This is a genomic window from Kosakonia pseudosacchari, from assembly GCF_900184035.1.
Classification (GTDB): Bacteria; Pseudomonadota; Gammaproteobacteria; order Enterobacterales; family Enterobacteriaceae; genus Kosakonia; species Kosakonia pseudosacchari.
Genome location: NZ_FXWP01000017.1, coordinates 130,612 through 146,580, shown reverse-complemented (window position 1 = coordinate 146,580; position 15,969 = coordinate 130,612). Strand labels below are relative to the sequence as shown.

Annotated in this window: 16 protein-coding genes; 8 read left to right on the top strand and 8 right to left on the bottom strand. The window is 57.0% G+C overall.

Annotated elements, in window-relative coordinates; all coding sequences use genetic code 11:
• Window positions 1-17: 17 nt before the first annotated feature.
• From nikR to BN2591_RS15365, 7 genes are all read right to left on the bottom strand, one after another.
• Window positions 18-419, bottom strand: a complete 402-nt coding sequence (gene nikR, locus BN2591_RS15395; protein ID WP_086872821.1) for a nickel-responsive transcriptional regulator NikR — start codon at window positions 417-419, stop codon at window positions 18-20.
• Complete coding sequence (nikE, locus tag BN2591_RS15390; protein ID WP_086872819.1) at window positions 407-1,192, bottom strand: nickel import ATP-binding protein NikE; 786 nt, start codon at window positions 1,190-1,192, stop codon at window positions 407-409. The genes nikR and nikE overlap by 13 nt, the downstream gene beginning before the upstream one ends.
• Window positions 1,189-1,953 (bottom strand): nickel import ATP-binding protein NikD, encoded by a 765-nt coding sequence (nikD, locus tag BN2591_RS15385; protein WP_086872817.1) that lies wholly within the window; start codon window positions 1,951-1,953, stop codon window positions 1,189-1,191. Before nikD ends, nikE begins: the two co-directional genes overlap by 4 nt.
• Window positions 1,953-2,786, bottom strand: coding sequence for a nickel ABC transporter permease subunit NikC (gene nikC / locus BN2591_RS15380; protein ID WP_086872815.1), 834 nt, complete (start codon window positions 2,784-2,786; stop codon window positions 1,953-1,955). The genes nikD and nikC overlap by 1 nt, the downstream gene beginning before the upstream one ends.
• Complete coding sequence (gene nikB / locus BN2591_RS15375) at window positions 2,786-3,727, bottom strand: nickel ABC transporter permease subunit NikB (RefSeq protein ID WP_086872814.1); 942 nt, start codon at window positions 3,725-3,727, stop codon at window positions 2,786-2,788. Before nikB ends, nikC begins: the two co-directional genes overlap by 1 nt.
• On the bottom strand, window positions 3,724-5,295 hold the full coding sequence (gene nikA, locus BN2591_RS15370) for a nickel ABC transporter substrate-binding protein (RefSeq protein ID WP_086872812.1): 1,572 nt from the start codon (window positions 5,293-5,295) through the stop codon (window positions 3,724-3,726). Before nikA ends, nikB begins: the two co-directional genes overlap by 4 nt.
• Window positions 5,296-5,551: 256 nt before the next feature.
• On the bottom strand, window positions 5,552-6,409 hold the full coding sequence (locus tag BN2591_RS15365; RefSeq protein ID WP_086872810.1) for a LysR family transcriptional regulator: 858 nt from the start codon (window positions 6,407-6,409) through the stop codon (window positions 5,552-5,554).
• A gap of 99 nt (window positions 6,410-6,508) precedes the next feature.
• On the opposite strand from BN2591_RS15365, the gene BN2591_RS15360 reads away from it, so the two are divergent.
• The 8 genes from BN2591_RS15360 (at window position 6,509) to arnF (ending at window position 14,836) form a co-directional block, all read left to right on the top strand.
• The gene (locus BN2591_RS15360; RefSeq protein ID WP_086872809.1) at window positions 6,509-7,015 is read left to right on the top strand and encodes a phenolic acid decarboxylase; all 507 of its coding nucleotides are present in this window, start codon (window positions 6,509-6,511) and stop codon (window positions 7,013-7,015) included.
• Window positions 7,016-7,443: 428 nt separating this feature from the next.
• Window positions 7,444-8,580 carry a UDP-4-amino-4-deoxy-L-arabinose aminotransferase gene (gene arnB / locus BN2591_RS15355; protein WP_086872807.1) on the top strand — a complete coding sequence of 379 codons (1,137 nt, stop codon included), beginning with the start codon at window positions 7,444-7,446 and terminating at the stop codon, window positions 8,578-8,580.
• A 1-nt stretch (window position 8,581) separates the two neighbouring features.
• Entirely contained in the window at window positions 8,582-9,565 is a 984-nt protein-coding gene (gene arnC, locus BN2591_RS15350) for an undecaprenyl-phosphate 4-deoxy-4-formamido-L-arabinose transferase (protein WP_086872805.1), read from the top strand.
• Window positions 9,562-11,541 carry a bifunctional UDP-4-amino-4-deoxy-L-arabinose formyltransferase/UDP-glucuronic acid oxidase ArnA gene (gene arnA, locus BN2591_RS15345; protein WP_086872804.1) on the top strand — a complete coding sequence of 660 codons (1,980 nt, stop codon included), beginning with the start codon at window positions 9,562-9,564 and terminating at the stop codon, window positions 11,539-11,541. Before arnC ends, arnA begins: the two co-directional genes overlap by 4 nt.
• A gap of 2 nt (window positions 11,542-11,543) precedes the next feature.
• The gene (gene arnD / locus BN2591_RS15340) at window positions 11,544-12,446 is read left to right on the top strand and encodes a 4-deoxy-4-formamido-L-arabinose-phosphoundecaprenol deformylase (protein ID WP_086872803.1); all 903 of its coding nucleotides are present in this window, start codon (window positions 11,544-11,546) and stop codon (window positions 12,444-12,446) included.
• Complete coding sequence (gene arnT / locus BN2591_RS15335; protein ID WP_086872802.1) at window positions 12,443-14,101, top strand: lipid IV(A) 4-amino-4-deoxy-L-arabinosyltransferase; 1,659 nt, start codon at window positions 12,443-12,445, stop codon at window positions 14,099-14,101. Before arnD ends, arnT begins: the two co-directional genes overlap by 4 nt.
• 13 nt (window positions 14,102-14,114) lie before the next feature.
• On the top strand, window positions 14,115-14,453 hold the full coding sequence (gene arnE, locus BN2591_RS15330; protein WP_017459590.1) for a 4-amino-4-deoxy-L-arabinose-phosphoundecaprenol flippase subunit ArnE: 339 nt from the start codon (window positions 14,115-14,117) through the stop codon (window positions 14,451-14,453).
• The gene (gene arnF / locus BN2591_RS15325) at window positions 14,450-14,836 is read left to right on the top strand and encodes a 4-amino-4-deoxy-L-arabinose-phosphoundecaprenol flippase subunit ArnF (RefSeq protein WP_086872800.1); all 387 of its coding nucleotides are present in this window, start codon (window positions 14,450-14,452) and stop codon (window positions 14,834-14,836) included. The genes arnE and arnF overlap by 4 nt, the downstream gene beginning before the upstream one ends.
• 3 nt (window positions 14,837-14,839) lie before the next feature.
• Here arnF and BN2591_RS15320 read toward each other — a convergent pair whose 3' ends face one another.
• Window positions 14,840-15,889: an AI-2E family transporter gene (locus BN2591_RS15320; protein ID WP_086872799.1), complete on the bottom strand. Its 1,050-nt coding sequence runs from the start codon at window positions 15,887-15,889 to the stop codon at window positions 14,840-14,842.
• Window positions 15,890-15,969: the final 80 nt, after the last annotated feature.

Here is a 15,969-nt window from a genome sequence, read left to right as displayed (position 1 = left end):
GTATGGCGGCGGCAACCTTACTCTTCGGCAGCGAGACACTGCAAATGACCATGACGCACGCCGCGCTGGGCGATAACGTCGTCGGCGAAGTGTTGCACATCGCCCATCTTGCCTTTCAGCACGGCGATCTCCAGGCAATCGTCGTGGCTGATATGCACATGCAGCGTGGCGACAGAGAGGTCGTGATGATGGTGTTGCGTGGCGACAATACGGCTCGCCAGGTCGCGCTTCTCATGTTCATACACATACGACAGCACCGCGTAACCCGGCTGTTCATTGTCTTGCACGGACTCCTGCGCCAGCGCGCCGCGCAAAATATCCCGCAGTGCTTCCGAACGGTTATTGTAGCCGCGCCGGGCGCTAAGGTTGTCCAGCGTATCGAGCAGGTCATCATCCAGCGTTATGGTCACGCGTTGCATGGTTGCGTCCTTTGTAATGAGGGAGGGAAGGCGGGCAGTACCGCCTGTTGCAGCGCCTGGCCTGCCGGTGAACACAAGCGCAGCGGTAAAGTGACGTCGAGCGTTTCGACCAGCGCGCCGCTCTCCATCACCAGCACACGCTGGCAAAAACGCTCCACCAGCCGCAAATCATGGGTGATAAACAGGCACGCGACGCCGGAACGCTGTTGTAGCCGCTGTAAGAGCCGGATAACGCCTGCCTGCAGCACCAGATCCAGGCTGGAAACCGCTTCATCGAGAATCAATAGTGTGGGCTCCACCGCCAGCGCACGCGCCAGGCACACGCGCTGTAACTGACCGCCGCTCAACTGCGGGGGGCGTTTATCGAGCAGGGAGGTGTCCAGCTCGACATCTTCCAGCAATTGTTGGATACGTGCCTGCTGCTCGCTGTTGGGCAGTTTTAACAGATGGCGCAGCGGTTCACGCAGAATGTCGCGCACGGTTTTACGCGGGTTCACCGCGCTGACCGGATCCTGAAACACCATCTGGATATCGCGGCGAAAGGCCTGGCGGGCGCGGGCGTTAAGCTGCTTTAACGGCGTGCCCTGCCAGCGCACTTCGCCTTCGTCTGGCAATTCCAGCCCTACCAGCAGCCGCGCCAGCGTGCTTTTCCCGCAGCCGCTGCGCCCAAGCAGCGCCACGGTTTCCCCGCTTTTTAACTGAAAAGAGATATTGTCCAGCACGGCTCGCTGGTGGTAGGTGTGCGACACACCGCTCACATCAAGAAGGTTCATTGCGCCAGCTCCAGTCCATACAGCGCCAGGTGGGCCGCGACTAATTCACGGGTAACGTCCTGTTGTGGGGCACTAAACAGGGTTTCCACCGTGCCTTGTTCAATAATCCGCCCGTTATCCATGACCGCGACATCATCCGCCAGCCGCGCCACCACGCCCATATCGTGCGTCACCAGCAGCATGCCGGGCTGACGCTTGCGCATAATCTGCGCCAGCAAATCAAGGATCCGCGCCTGCGCCACCACATCGAGATCGGTCGTCGGTTCATCGGCGACGATAAATGGCGCATCGCTCAGCAGCGCCATGGCGATCATCATGCGTTGCAACATGCCACCGCTCATCTCGAACGGGTAAAGGGTGAGGACACGTTCGGCATCCTCCAGCCCGACATCCTGCAATGCCGCGAGGAGTGTGGCGTGATCGGCGGGTTTACCGAGCGCCAGGCACGTTTCCCGTGCATGACCAGCCATAGTGCGCAGCGGGTTAAAGGCGCTGCGCGGGTTCTGCATAATGGTGGCCACCGTCGTACCGCGCAGCGCTTGCGGTGTGACGGGCTGATTATCCGCCAGTAACTGACCGGCCGTTTGCCGCACGCCCGCAGGCAGCACGCCGAGCGCCGCCGCGCAGGTTAATGATTTGCCGCTGCCGCTACCGCCCACCAGCGCCAGTACGCGCCCGCGTTGCAGGGTTAACGACACCTCCTGCACCAGCGGTCGCTCCGCGTGCAGGCTGATATTTTGCAGGCTCAGTTGTGCAGGCATCAGTGGGCGTGCTCCGTTTCCAGGTGGGGATCGAGATGGTCGCGCAGCGCGTCGCCCAGCAGGTTAAACGCCATCACGCTAATAAACAGCGCCAGCCCAGGCCAGACCATTTGCAGCGGCTGCGTCCAGATATATTGCCGGGCGTCATTGATCATCACGCCCCACTCGGGGGTTGGCGCGGTGACGCCAAGCCCGAGGAATGACATCCCGGCGACGTGCAGCATCATATGGCCGATATCCAGCGTCGCCAGCACCAGTAGCGAAGGTACTACCGCACCCGCCAGATGATCGCGAAACACGTGCAGATAGCTTGCGCCACTTAAACGCGCCGCCAGCACGTATTCACGGCTGCGCAGCGAGATAACAAGGCTGCGTACCATACGCGCATACCACGCCCAGTGGGAAAGGGCGATTGCGATAATGACATTGGTCAGCCCTGTCCCGAGTACGCCAACCATAAAAAACGACAGGATCGAGGTGGGAAAGGTCATAAAAATATCCGCCACGCGCATGATGGCCTGATCAACGCGCCCGCCGAGCAGCCCGGCGCAGCCGCCTGCGCTTAAACCAAGCGCCAGCACCAGCAGCAGACACATCATCACCGACCCCAGCGACACCCGCGTGGCCGCCATTAAGCGAGAGAAAATATCGCGGCCCAGGTGATCGGTGCCGAGCCAGTGCTGGCTGCCCGGCGGCAACAGGCGCGCGGGTAAATCGATGGCTTGCGGATCGTACGGCGTCCACCACTGGCAGGTCAGGGCAATCACCAGCAGCAACAGCAGGATCAACAGCGCGAAACGCACCGGCCAGCGGGCCGTTTTCATAACGTGCATCAGTGCGCTCCTTCATGATGGCGAATACGGGGATCGAGCGCGGCGCTCAGGAGATCGACGGCCAGATTGCACAGCACAAAAACCATCACCATCACAAGCGTAAAGCACTGGATCACCGGGTAGTCGCGGTTGAAGATTGCCGACACGGCATAGCGGCCAATACCGGGCCAGGCGAAGATACTTTCGATGATCATCGTGCCGCCAATCAGCTCGCCAATATGCATGCCCAGCGCGGTGATCACCGGCAGTGACGCGTTACGCAGAATATGCCGCCGCTCGGTCTGCTTGTCGCTTAACCCGCGCAGCCGCGCCCACGTCACGTGGCGCTGCCCGGCGGCTTCCAGCATGCTGGCGCGCAGCAGGCGGGCGTTGATAGCCAGCGACATAAAAGCAATCGACACCGCAGGCAGGATCAGGTGTTGCCAGCCGCCGTAGCCCATCGCGGGTAGCCACTGCAAATGCACGGAAAAAAACATCACCAGCAGGAAGGCCAGCCAGAAGTTCGGCATCGACACACCAAGAAACGCCACCGCGCGTACCAGAAAATCCGGCAAACCATCCCGGTGGCGCGCCGCCCAGATGCCAAGCGGTACGGAGGTGAGCAGGATCAGCGCCAGCGCCGCGCCGGCGAGTTGCAATGTCGCGGGCAGAAAATGCAGCACATCCTCAAGCACCGGGCGCTGCGTGGCATAAGAGATGCCGAAATCAAGATGCAGCGCGCGCCACAGCCAGTGGAGATATTGGCTGGCGAGCGGCTGATCCAGCCCCAGTTGAATGCGGGTTGCGGCTACCATTTCCGGCGTTGGCGGCAGGTTAGACAGGCGCAGATAATCCATCGCCGGATCGCCGGCACCGAGGCGCAGCAGCAGAAAAATCACCACCGAGGCAGCTACGATCATCGGGATCAATAAGAGCAGACGGTGCAGTAAAAAGCGGCTCATGGCGCGGCGTCCGGGGTTATCTGATCAAACGGGATCTCCGAGGCGATGGGCGCAAACGGAATGGTGCCGAGTTGCGGTTTTGCCACCACCATCATTGAGATGTAACTGATGGGCAGATAAACCGCGTCGTTGTGCAAACGGGTGAGAATATCCCGGTAAAGTGCCTGGCGCGTGCTATCATCGCTGCTGGTCAGCACCTCGCCAATCTCTTTGTCGATAATCGCTTTGTCCGGCAGTCCTGACTGCGCCTGGTAATCGGCGTGCGACGGCACACGCATGGAACTCATAAACGCATGCGGATCGTACGGTGCCCCCCAGGTGCGGTTGAAAATCATGCCGAAACGGCCATCGCGCTGCCGGGCATAAATACTGCTCTCTTCCTCGCCAATCAGTGCGACATCTACGCCGATCTGGCGCAAGTTGGCCTGAATGATTTCGGCCATTGATTTGCTCAGCGCATCGGTGCCGATATAAGCCAGTTCAATATGCAGCGGCTGCCCGGCTTTTTCGCGAATGCTTTTCCCGGCGGGAAGCTGCCAGCCCGCTTTATCCAGCAACGCACGCGCCTGCGCCGGATCGTACTGGCGCGGTTTCAGGCCGATATTGGCATACGGCACGGAAGGGGCGAACAGCGTATCGGCAACCTGCTGCGTGCCATACAGCGCGCCATCGACCAGCGTTTTTTTATCCACCGCATAGTTCAGCGCTTCGCGCACGGCTAACTCATTGGTGGGCGCATGAGCGGAGTTCAGCGCCAGCATCACCGTCTCCATTGGCGCAGAAAGCTGGGTGCGCCAGGCAGGGTTCTGGCTGAAACGGGCAAACGTATCCAGCGGCAGCAACCCTTCGTTGCCGTAAAGCAGGTCGATATCGCCGGTTTCAAACGCCACTGCGCGGCTGGTCGGGTCCGGGATCACTTTAACGATAATTTTGCTAAGTGCCGGTTTCGCGCCCCAGTAGTGCTCATTACGTACCAGCACGTCGTACTGGTTCAGCTTCGATTCCTGCAACACCCACGGTCCGGTGCCAATGGGCGCATTAATGCCGTTCAGCGTTTCGTTGTTTTTAAACTGCGACGGGGCGATAAAGCGGAACGGGCGGGGCAGGGAGAGCTCTTGCAGGAAAGGGTAGTAGGCGCTTTTCAGGGTGATTTGTAACTGGCTGGGGCTAAGGGCTTTGGCGTCGGTGATTTGGTTAGCAAGCTCAAGCCAGGCGTGGCGCTGGCGGTTATCCAGCACGGCGCGGAAGTTTTCCGCAGCGGCGGTGGCGTTAAACGGCTCGCCGTTGGAGAACGTCACCCCATCGCGCAGGGTAAAGACCCAGGTTTTGCCATCCTCCGAGTGCGTCCAGCTTGTCGCCAGCCAGGGTTTCACGCTGCCGTCGGCCTGGTATTTCACCAGCGGTTCATAGACCATGCTTTGCGCGAACATCTGATTTGGCGTGTAAAGATGCGGGTTGAGCGGGCCAACATTCACCGGCCAGGCGGTGGTGAGTGTGTTTTGTGCCGCGAAAACGGCAAAGGATGCGCAGAGCAGAAGCAGAGCGCCAGCTTGACGATAGAAAGACACGTTCGGTTTCCTGACGAAAAGTCGGTGGCGAGAAAAGTATGACGATTTTAGTAATTCATCATACGAATAGTATGTTCTGGATCAAAGGCCCTGTTTATAACAGGGATTTATCGCATTTTGCGTGATGGGTATGGCTGGCGGGTGAGCAGAGCACCCGGAACCTATTCGTCAGGATTATCGCTTTGTCTGGCGTAAGCATTGCGCGAGTCGTATTACGTGACGTTTATAAGCGCCTGCAAAAATAAAGGATAGCGCGCTACCCCTTAAACAGTTGCAGCAGCATTTCAACCTGCTCATCCAGCGGCGTGAGGTCTTTTTTCACAATCAGGTGCAGCGGTGTGGCGCGGCGCGTGCCGTGGCTGAGTGGCAGCGTTTTGAGCACGCCGCTGTCGAGTAGTGGCTGAATGCGCTCCTCCGGTAACCAGCCGTAACCCACCTGGTACAGCACGGCTTCCACGGCGGCATCGATGGTGGAGAAGGTCCACGATTCCTGCGCCACCGGGCTGTGGCGATTGTCGCTTTCGGCAATGCGAATCAATGGCCAGGCGGCGAGCATCTCTTCGCTCACCTGCGAGGATGCGCACAGTGGGTGATCGCGGTGCGCCGCGGCGACAAAATCGATGTTCATCAGCCATTCGCCGCGCCCGGTCATATCCTGGCGGCGGGTCAGTATCATCACATCGGCTTGCGCATGCACCGGCAACTCGCTGGAGGCGGTCTCGAGCACTTCGGTCAGCCGCACCTGCGTTTGCGGGTAACGCTGCTGAAACTGGCGTAAAATGGCAAACAGCCGCGCGCGGGGGAAAATGCTGTCAACCACCAAATCCAGCCGCGTACGCATACCGTTGCGCAGCGTGGCCGCGCGGGTTTCCACCCATTCAAAGGCTTTCAGCAGCGGTTTGACCTGGTTAAGCAGCAACTCACCGGCAGGCGTCAACACCGCGCGCCGCCCTTCCTGTACCAGCAGCGCAACGCCGAGCCGCTCCTGCAACAGCGCCAGGTTATAACTGACCGATGACTGGCTGCGATGCGTCTCTTCCGCCGCCTTCGCAAAGCTTCCCAACTCGACTACTTTTTGCAGTAGCGCCCATTGTTCCAGCGTCGTTTTATGCATAACCCATCTAAAAAGTGAATGAATTTGATGCAAATATAGCGTTATTCATTCGTTTTTTGCAGGCGTACGATCTTTTCATACACCAGAGGAGAGAAAAAAATGAGCACCTTTGATAAACATGATTTGAGCGGTTTCGTCGGCAAACATCTGGTTTATACCTACGATAATGGCTGGAATTACGAGATTTATGTGAAAAACGCCACGACGCTTGATTACCGGATCCACAGCGGTATCGTGGCGAACCGTTGGGTGAAAGATCAGCAGGCCTACATTGTTCGCGTTGGCGAAAGTATCTATAAAATTTCCTGGACCGAACCGACCGGCACCGATGTCAGCCTGATTGTTAACCTGGGCGATCGCCTGTTCCACGGCACTATTTTCTTCCCGCGTTGGGTTATCAATAACCCGGAAAAAACCGTCTGCTTCCAGAATGATCACATTCCGTTGATGGAATCGTATCGCGCGGCGGGCCCGGCTTACCCCACCGAAGTGATTGATGAGTTTGCGACTATTACGTTTGTGCGTGATTGCGGCGAAAATAATGATAGCGTGATTAACTGCGCCGCCAGTGAATTACCGGCCAATTTCCCGCAGAATTTGTCATAAAAAATTCACGCTGTTTAATATATTGATCATGTAACGAATGAAATAATTAATTGCATAAATAAATTAATTTTCTCGCATTCGTTGATGTGCCGTTTAAATAACTACGCTAACGCTTTTGTATACCTTGCAAAGGCGTTAATTATTTCAGTTTTTTGACATTTATCACGTTAGGATTTTGCTGCTTTTATTTTTAATGTATTGTTTTTAATAGGTTATTTTAATACCTCTTAGCTTCTATTTAATTCCTTTCCTTAATCTTGTCCTAATATTCAATTGGTAGTATTCCCCAACTAACTGTAACGCATAATAAATGCAGAAAACGCGCATTCATTATATTTTGGTTTAACTTTCATCCGCCATTTTACTCACTAGCCGCAGCGTGTCTTTGTGGCGGTCCGTTAATGCGTCAGTGACGCCAAGGAAAAAAGATGAGTGATTTTTTACCGTTCTCACGCCCGTCAATGGGGGATGAAGAGTTCGCCGCCATACAGCAAGTGCTGGCATCTGGCTGGATCACCACAGGCCCAAAAAATCAGGCGCTTGAAGAGGCTTTTTGTACACTGACGGGCAACCGCCACGCCATCGCCGTGAGCTCGGCGACAGGCGGCATGCACGTCACGTTGATGGCGCTTGGTATTGGCGCCGGGGATGACGTGATTACCCCGTCGCTGACCTGGGTTTCCACCCTCAATATGATTGTGCTGCTCGGCGCAACGCCCGTGATGATCGATGTCGATAAAGAGACGTTGATGGTCACGCCAGAGGCCATTGAAGCGGCTATCACGCCGCGTACCAAAGCGATTATCCCGGTGCATTACGCCGGTGCGCCGGTGGATATTGATGCCATCCGCGCGATTGGCGAGAAGCACGGCATCCCGGTGGTTGAGGATGCTGCTCACGCCGCCGGAACCTACTACAAAGGCCAGCATGTCGGTTCACGCGGCACCGCTATTTTCTCCTTCCACGCCATTAAAAATATGACCTGCGCGGAAGGTGGGCTGGTGGTGACGGACGACGAACAACTGGCGAACCGCATTCGCAGCCTGAAATTCCACGGGCTGGGCGTCGATGCTTACGATCGGCAAACCCACGGCCGCGCCCCGCAGGCCGAAGTGATCTCCCCAGGGTTTAAATACAACCTCGCTGATATCAACGCGGCGATTGCGCTGGTGCAACTGGGCAAACTGCCCGCCGCGAATGCTCGCCGCCAGGAGATCGCGCAACGTTATTTGCAGGAACTGGCGGATACGCCGTTTCAGCCGCTGGCCTTGCCGTCATGGCCGCACCAGCACGCCTGGCACCTGTTTATTATTCGCGTTGATGAGCAACGCTGCGGTATCTCCCGCGACGCATTGATGGAAACCCTGAAAGCGCAGGGCATTGGTACTGGCCTGCATTTTCGCGCGGCACATACGCAGAAGTACTACCGCGAACGCTTCCCCCTCTCTTTACCCAATACGGAGTGGAACAGTGCGCGTATCTGTTCGCTGCCGCTTTTCCCGGATATGACCCATGACGACACAACCCGCGTCATTCACGCGCTCCGCAACATTGCAGGGCGCTGATATGTTTAATTTACCGCCTGTAGAAAAAGTATCTGTGGTGATCCCGGTCTACAACGAGCAAGAGAGCTTGCCGGAGTTGATTCGCCGCACCACGGAAAGTTGCGATGTGCTGGGCATTGATTACGAAATTTTGCTGGTGGATGACGGCAGTAGCGATAACTCCGCGCTGATGTTAAGTGAAGCGGCAGAACAACCCGGCAGCCATGTTGTCGCGGTGCTGCTGAACCGTAACTACGGTCAGCACTCGGCGATCATGGCCGGATTCAGCCATGTCACCGGTGATTTGATCATCACGCTGGATGCCGATTTGCAAAACCCGCCGGAGGAGATCCCGCGTCTGGTGGCGAAAGCCAATGAGGGTTACGACGTGGTGGGCACGGTGCGGCAAAACCGCCAGGACAGCCTGTTTCGTAAACTGGCTTCACGCACCATCAACCGCCTGATCCAGCGCACCACGGGTAAAGCGATGGGCGATTACGGCTGCATGTTGCGCGCCTATCGCCGCCATATTGTCGATGCCATGCTGCACTGCCACGAACGCAGCACCTTTATCCCAATCCTCGCCAACACCTTTGCCCGCCGCGCGGTAGAGATCCCCGTGCAGCACGCGGAGCGCGAGTTTGGCGATTCCAAATACAGTTTTATGCGCCTGATTAACCTGATGTACGACCTGGTGACCTGCCTGACCACCACGCCGCTGCGCTTGCTGAGCGTGTTTGGCAGCGTGATCGCCGTGCTGGGCTTTTCGCTCGCCGTGCTGCTGGTGGTGCTGCGTCTGGCGTTTGGCCCGCAGTGGGCGGGAGAAGGGGTGTTTATGCTCTTCGCCATTCTCTTCACCTTTATCGGCGCGCAGTTTATCGGCATGGGGCTACTTGGGGAGTATATCGGGCGCATCTACAACGATGTTCGCGCACGTCCCCGCTACTTTATTCAACGTGTTGTTCGTCAGGAAAATGACGTTTCGCAAGAGGAAAAAAATCAATGAAAGCCGTTGTCTTTGCTTACCACGATATGGGATGTGTCGGTACACAAGCGTTACTGGATGCAGGTTTCGAGATTGCGGCGATTTTTACCCATCCCGACAGTGCCAATGAAAACCACTTCTTTGGTTCGGTGGCGCGTATCGCCGCTGAGCGCGGCATCCCGGTTTATGCCCCGGAGGATGTTAACCATCCGCTGTGGATTGACCGTATTCGCGAACTGAAGCCGGATGTCATTTTCTCTTTCTATTACCGCAATTTGCTGTGCGACAACATTCTCAATACCGCGCGGATCGGCGCGTTTAACCTGCACGGTTCGCTGCTGCCAGCCTACCGCGGGCGCGCGCCGCTGAACTGGGTGCTGGTGAACGGCGAAAGCGAAACCGGCGTCACGCTGCACCGCATGGTTTCCCGCGCGGATGCGGGCGCGATTATCGCGCAACAGCGCGTCGCCATTGCTGAGAACGATGAAGCGCTGTCGCTGCACCGTAAACTGGCGGAAGCGGCAAAAGGCATGCTGGCTAGCGTGCTGCCGACAATTAAAAACCACACCTTCAGCGAAACGGCGCAGGACGACAGCAAAGCCAGCTACTACGGCCGCCGTACGCCGGAAGATGGCCGTCTGGACTGGGAAAAACCGGCGCAGACCCTGCAAAACCTGGTGCGCGCGGTTTCTGACCCGTGGCCAGGCGCCTACAGCTTTGCTGGCACACACAAATTTATCGTCTGGAAATCCCGCGTGCGTAGTGATGTCGCCCCCGCTCGCGCAGGCACGGTGCTCTCTGTTTCGCCGCTGCTGGTGGCCTGTGGCGATGGCGCGCTGGAGATCCTCACCGGTCAGATGGACAACGGCGTCTACATGCAGGGCGCGCAACTCGCGCAGTCGCTCGGCCTGGTTGCCGGTGCGCTGCTGACCAGCAAACCGGTAGTGGCGGTAAAACGCCGTACCCGCGTGTTGATCCTCGGCGTGAACGGTTTTATCGGCAACCATTTGACCGAACGCCTGCTGCGTGACGATAACTACGAGATCTTCGGCCTTGATATTGGCTCGGATGCGATCAGCCGTTTCCTCGACAATCCGCGTTTCCACTTTGTTGAAGGCGATATCAGCATTCACTCCGAGTGGATCGAGTACCACATTAAGAAATGTGACGTGGTGCTGCCGCTGGTGGCGATTGCTACGCCTATCGAATACACCCGTAACCCGCTGCGCGTGTTCGAGCTGGATTTCGAAGAGAACCTGAAAATCATCCGTGACTGCGTGAAGTACAACAAACGCATCATTTTCCCGTCGACATCGGAAGTGTACGGCATGTGCACCGACAACAATTTCGACGAAGACAACTCGAATCTGGTGGTTGGGCCTATCAATAAACAGCGCTGGATTTACTCGGTATCGAAACAGTTGCTCGACCGTGTGATCTGGGCGTATGGCGACAAACACGGCCTGAAATTCACCCTGTTCCGTCCGTTTAACTGGATGGGACCGCGGCTGGATAACCTGAACGCCGCGCGTATCGGTAGCTCGCGCGCCATCACCCAGTTGATCCTCAATCTGGTAGAAGGTTCGCCGATCAAGCTGATCGAAGGTGGTAAGCAGAAACGTTGCTTTACGGATATCAGTGATGGTATCGAAGCGCTGTTCCGCATTATCGAAAACAAAGACGGGCGCTGCGACGGGCAGATCATCAACATTGGTAACCCGGATAACGAAGCGAGCATTAAAGAGCTGGCGGAGATGCTGCTGGCCAGCTTTGAAAAACACCCGCTGCGCGACCGTTTCCCGCCGTTCGCAGGTTTCCGCGAAGTGGAGAGCAGCAGCTACTATGGTAAAGGCTACCAGGATGTGGAACACCGCAAACCGAGTATCCGTAACGCCAAACGCTGCTTGCACTGGGAACCGACCGTGGATATGCGCCAGACCATTGACGAAACGCTGGATTTCTTCCTGCGTACCGTTGAACTGACGGATGAGAAATAAGCATGAAATACGTCGGCTTACGTATTGATGTCGATACCTTTCGCGGCACGCGTGACGGCGTTCCGCGCCTGCTGGAGCTACTGAAAAAGCACAACATTCAGGCGAGCTTTTTCTTCAGCGTCGGGCCGGACAACATGGGGCGCCACATCTGGCGCCTGCTTAAGCCGAAATTTCTGTGGAAGATGCTGCGCTCGCGCGCGGCATCGCTCTACGGCTGGGATATTTTACTGGCGGGCACCGCGTGGCCCGGCAGGCTTATCGGCGAGGGCAACGCGGAGGTCATCCGTAAAACCGCGCAGGCGCACGAAGTGGGGCTGCATGCCTGGGATCACCACCGCTGGCAGCGCTGGAGCGGGGTGTGGAATCAGGCGCATCTCGAAGCGGAAATTGAGCGCGGATTACTGGCGCTGGAGCTGATAATTGGCCGGTCTGTGAGCTGTTCCGCCGTGGCGGGGTGGCGTGCCGATCAACGAGTGGTGAAAGCCAAATCGCATTTTAATTTCCGCTATAACAGCGACTGCCGTGGCACGCAGCCGTTTCGCCCGCTTATCGCAGAGAATACCTATGCGGCTCCGCAGATCCCGGTAACGCTACCCACCTGGGATGAAGCCGTTGGCATTTCGGTGACGGCGGAGCACTACAACCGTTTCATTCTTGACGCGATGAAGCAGGATAGCGGCACGCCGGTTTATACCATTCACGCCGAGGTGGAAGGCATTATCGGCGCGGAAGGTTTTGATGAACTGCTGAGCATGGCAGCGCGCGAAGGCATCGCTTTTTGCCCGTTAAGCCAGTTGTTACCGGAATCGCTGGAGACGCTACCGCCAGGTAAAGTGGTACGCGGAGAAGTGGCTGGCCGGGAAGGCTGGCTGGGTTGCCAACAACTGTTGAGTCCTGGATTATGAAATCCATTCACTATGGTCTGGCGCTGGTTGCGCTGTTCGCCCTCTACTATGTTGTTCCCCTGGAATATCGCCTGCTCTGGCAGCCGGATGAGACCCGTTATGCGGAGATCAGCCGTGAAATGCTCACCAGCGGCGACTGGGTTGTGCCGCATTTCCTTGGCCTGCGTTATTTTGAAAAACCCATTGCGGGTTACTGGATCAATAGCATTGCGCAGTGGCTGTTTGGTCATAATAACGTCTCCGTGCGCCTGGGCTCGGTCTTCTCGATTACCGTGTCGGCGCTGCTCGTGGGTGCGCTGGCGTGGAAAATGTGGCGCGACAAACGCACTGCCGTGCTGTCGGCGGTGATCTTCCTGACCGCTTTTCTGGTGTACGGCATTGGTACTTATGCTGTGCTCGACCCGATGATCACGCTGTGGATGACACTGGCGATGCTCAGCTTCTGGCTGGCGGCGCAGGCGAACACGTTGCGCGGTAAGTTCGGCGGCTATGTCCTGCTTGGCGTGGCGTGTGGTATGGGCGTGATGACCAAAGGTTTTCTCGCGCTGGCGGTGCCGGTGATAGGCGTGTTGCCGTGGATCATTGTGCAAAAGCGCTGGAAAGAGGTGCTGCTCTGGGGCTGGCTGGCCGTGATCTGCTGCGTACTGATGGTGCTGCCGTGGGGGCTGGCGATTGCGTCGCGCGAACCTGATTTCTGGCGTTACTTCTTCTGGGTCGAACATATTCAACGTTTTGCGCAGGATGACGCACAACATAAAGCGCCGTTCTGGTATTACATACCGTTCCTGATTTTAGGTTCGTTGCCGTGGCTGGCGCTGCTACCCGGCGCGCTGAAAACGGGTTGGCTGGCGCGTAAAGAGGGCCTCCGGGAAGCGTTTTACCTGCTGGGCTGGGTAGTTATGCCGCTGCTGTTTTTCAGTATCGCCAAAGGGAAGCTGCCTACTTACATCCTGCCCTGTTTCGCGCCGCTGGCGATATTAATGGCGCGTTATGCTATGCAGATGGCGCAAACCAACGGGCGCGCGTTGCGTGTCAATGCGTGGATCAATATCGGTTTTGGCCTGGTTGGCGTGATTGCCGCGCTGGTGGTGTCGCCGCTGGGCTTTTTGAAACACCCGGTGTGGACGCAAATTGAGGTCTACAAAGCGGCGCTGGCGGCGTTTGCTTTCCTGGCATGGGCACTGGTTGGCGTGTTTACCCTGCGTGCCAGTGCTGAACGGTGGTCATACGCGGCGCTGTGCCCGCTGGCGATTGCGTTGCTGCTGGGGATCGTTATCCCGGACAAGGTAATGGATTCCAAGCAGCCACAGTTTTTGATCAACTTTGTTAACGAGCCGCTGACGCCGAGCCGCTACGTGCTGGCCGATAACGTCGGGGTTGCCGCAGGTCTGGCCTGGGAGCTGAAACGCTCAGATATCATGCTTTTTGGCACGCGCGGCGAGTTAACTTACGGTATGTCGTACCCTGATGGCGAAGGACGGTTTGTGCGTGAAGATGATTTCACCAACTGGTTGTCACAACATCGTCAGGAAGGAGCTATTTCCCTGGTGCTGCACCAGTCGAAAAAAGATGATTTTACCCGCATGCCAATACCAAAACCGGACAACGTTTATGTGCAGGGGCGTATGGTCTTTATCCAGTACTTTCCACAATGATGAGTAAGCCGCAATGACCAGTTGGCTCTGGCTCGCGCTGGCAAGCCTGCTCAGTTGCGCAGGTCAACTGTGCCAGAAGCAGGCGACGCGTCCGGTGCCGATTGCCAGGCGTAATAAGCATCTCGGCCTGTGGCTGGGGCTTGCGCTGATGGCGCTCGGTGCGGGCATGGCGCTGTGGCTGCTGGTTTTGCAGCGCATTCCTGTTGGCGTGGCGTATCCGATGTTGAGCCTTAATTTTGTCTGGGTGACGCTGGCGGCGCGTTTTCTCTGGCGTGAGCCAGTGAGCGTTCGCCATGCGTTCGGCGTGGCGCTGATTATCATCGGCATTGTGCTGCTGGGGAGCTCACTATGAAGGGGCTGCACTGGGCATTACTTAGTGTGTTGCTGGTAAGCGGTGCACAACTGATGTTGCGCTATGCGATGGTGTCGCTGCCGCCGGTGACATTTTCCTGGTCTTTTGTCTCGGCGTTGCTGCAACCGCAAAAAGGCACGCTGGCGCTGATGTTTGGCCTGGTTGGGTATCTGGCATCAATGGGTTGCTGGTACTTTGCTCTGCACCGTTTGCCGTTGAGTAAGGCTTATGCCTTGCTGAGCCTGAGCTACATTCTGGTGTGGGCGGCGGCCATCTGGCTTCCCGGATGGCACGAGCCGTTTTCCCTGCGCGGCGCTTTGGGTGTGCTGGTCATTGTGGCGGGCGTGCTGGTTATTTTTTTGCCCGGTCGCTCCAAAGCGTAGCGACTACCCAGGCAGACGACTTTTCGGTCTGCCTGGCCCCAGTAAAATTGCCAGTTTGCTGCCGCCGGTGGTGGTTTCCATCCAGATTTTACACACGCTGGTTAGCGGCACTGACAGCAGCATTCCCACCGGGCCAAGCAGCCATCCCCAAATCAACAACGATAAAAACACCACCAGCGTCGACATCCCCAGGCGGTGGCCCATCATGCGGGGTTCCAGGATGTTGCCAAGTAACATGTGCACCACAAGGAACAGCCCCCCCACCAGCAAACATTCGTACGTGCCGTTAAACAGCAGCGCCTGGATCATCGGCGGGATAGCAGAGATCACCGAGCCGATATTGGGCACGTAATTGAGCAGGAATGCCAGCACGCCCCACATCAGCGCGAACTGCACACCTAGCGCCACCAGACCGACCCAGACAATTAGCCCGGTCCATACACTGAGTAATGTTTTCAGCGCCAGATAGTGAGAAACGCCTTTCAGCGCGCGGTGCAGCCCGGCGATATGAATTTGCGGGTTGTGCAGCGCAAAGCGCAGCTTATAAGGTACATGGCGCACTTCAAACAGCATAAACACCACGGTCATCACCAGCAGGACAATACTGGCCATCGCATTCGAGAGCTGGGTCGCCATGGTGGTGGCAAAGCCCATTAGTCGCTCCGAGTCCATCCGTTGCAGCATCCGTTCTGGTGACATATGCAAGCGAAGAAACGGCATCGCATCCTGCAACTGCATAAATTTCCTGGTGAATTCACGGTTGTACTTGGGCAGCAACGTCATGAAGTCGTTGACCGACGCGGCAAGCACGCCGAAAAGCGCGGTGAGAAAAACCAGCATCACCAGCACCACAATACTGATCGCCACCGGGCGCGAAATGCCGCGCCGGAGAAACCAGGTAACCAGCGGATTGAGAACAATCGCGAAAAACAGCGCCAGAAGAAGCTGCACAATAATGTCGGCCGCAGCATGAATGCCGGCCAAAATGATCACCAGCGAAGCCAGCTTTAACAGAATATGTAAACCCGCCCGATCGGGTTGAGGATGTGTCATGGTTAATTCCTTTTGTCATCGGCCCGTTAAGTGTAGTGCTCCGCCGCACCTTCGCTCGCCAGAGATATTCTTAAAGTGAA

Excerpts from the sequence above, each read along its gene's own strand:
- nikR (WP_086872821.1), bottom strand. The coding sequence starts at position 419 with ATGCAACGCGTGACCATAACGCTGGATGATGACCTGCTCGATACGCTG.
- nikE (WP_086872819.1), bottom strand. The coding sequence starts at position 1,192 with ATGAACCTTCTTGATGTGAGCGGTGTGTCGCACACCTACCACCAGCGA.
- nikD (WP_086872817.1), bottom strand. The coding sequence starts at position 1,953 with ATGCCTGCACAACTGAGCCTGCAAAATATCAGCCTGCACGCGGAGCGA.
- nikC (WP_086872815.1), bottom strand. The coding sequence starts at position 2,786 with ATGCACGTTATGAAAACGGCCCGCTGGCCGGTGCGTTTCGCGCTGTTG.
- nikB (WP_086872814.1), bottom strand. The coding sequence starts at position 3,727 with ATGAGCCGCTTTTTACTGCACCGTCTGCTCTTATTGATCCCGATGATC.
- BN2591_RS15365 (WP_086872810.1), bottom strand. The coding sequence starts at position 6,409 with ATGCATAAAACGACGCTGGAACAATGGGCGCTACTGCAAAAAGTAGTC.
- BN2591_RS15360 (WP_086872809.1), top strand. The coding sequence starts at position 6,509 with ATGAGCACCTTTGATAAACATGATTTGAGCGGTTTCGTCGGCAAACAT.
- arnB (WP_086872807.1), top strand. The coding sequence starts at position 7,444 with ATGAGTGATTTTTTACCGTTCTCACGCCCGTCAATGGGGGATGAAGAG.
- arnC (WP_086872805.1), top strand. The coding sequence starts at position 8,582 with ATGTTTAATTTACCGCCTGTAGAAAAAGTATCTGTGGTGATCCCGGTC.
- arnA (WP_086872804.1), top strand. The coding sequence starts at position 9,562 with ATGAAAGCCGTTGTCTTTGCTTACCACGATATGGGATGTGTCGGTACA.
- arnD (WP_086872803.1), top strand. The coding sequence starts at position 11,544 with ATGAAATACGTCGGCTTACGTATTGATGTCGATACCTTTCGCGGCACG.
- arnT (WP_086872802.1), top strand. The coding sequence starts at position 12,443 with ATGAAATCCATTCACTATGGTCTGGCGCTGGTTGCGCTGTTCGCCCTC.
- arnE (WP_017459590.1), top strand. The coding sequence starts at position 14,115 with ATGACCAGTTGGCTCTGGCTCGCGCTGGCAAGCCTGCTCAGTTGCGCA.
- arnF (WP_086872800.1), top strand. The coding sequence starts at position 14,450 with ATGAAGGGGCTGCACTGGGCATTACTTAGTGTGTTGCTGGTAAGCGGT.
- BN2591_RS15320 (WP_086872799.1), bottom strand. The coding sequence starts at position 15,889 with ATGACACATCCTCAACCCGATCGGGCGGGTTTACATATTCTGTTAAAG.